Annotated in this window: 2 tRNA genes; both read left to right on the top strand. The window is 44.0% G+C overall.

Features of this window, described 5'->3' with window-relative positions:
* Nucleotides 1–41 precede the first annotated feature (41 nt).
* A tRNA-Ile gene (locus tag H4J61_RS00055) sits at nucleotides 42–118 on the top strand.
* A gap of 121 nt (nucleotides 119–239) precedes the next feature.
* A tRNA-Ala gene (locus tag H4J61_RS00060) sits at nucleotides 240–315 on the top strand.
* Nucleotides 316–530 lie beyond the last annotated feature (215 nt).

Raw genomic sequence — 530 nt, forward strand, 5'->3', positions numbered from 1 at the left:
CAAACACGCTAGCTTCGGACGTAAAATCTTGAAAGAGAGATAGGTCTGTAGCTCAGCTGGTTAGAGCGCACCCCTGATAAGGGTGAGGTCGGCAGTTCAAGTCTGCCCAGACCTACCAATTTACGCCACTTGCTGCGTTGGAATGATACTCGTGTAGAAAACCTACACTTCGCATCCTTCCGCCTTGCAAATGACGTAAATCTGCGTTTCGTTTTAGCTTAAAGTGTGTTTCCCATTGCGGGGCTATAGCTCAGCTGGGAGAGCGCCTGCCTTGCACGCAGGAGGTCAGCAGTTCGATCCTGCTTAGCTCCACCACTTCTTCACTAAAGAAAGAGACCAAACTTAAACTATCAAAAGTTGATAAGTTAAGTTTGGTTTTTTAAACCAAGTCCTCACCGAATGTGCGTGAAAGACTAATTCTTTAACAATCTGGAAAGCTGATATAAATACCGGTATTTATATGATGAACACGGTGTCGCGCTGTTGTTTGTAAATTATAAATACCAAGCTGTTGTTAATAGGAATATCGC

Origin of the sequence: Colwellia sp. MB3u-4 (assembly GCF_014077065.1) — a bacterium.
In the GTDB taxonomy this organism is placed as follows: Bacteria; Pseudomonadota; Gammaproteobacteria; order Enterobacterales; family Alteromonadaceae; genus Cognaticolwellia.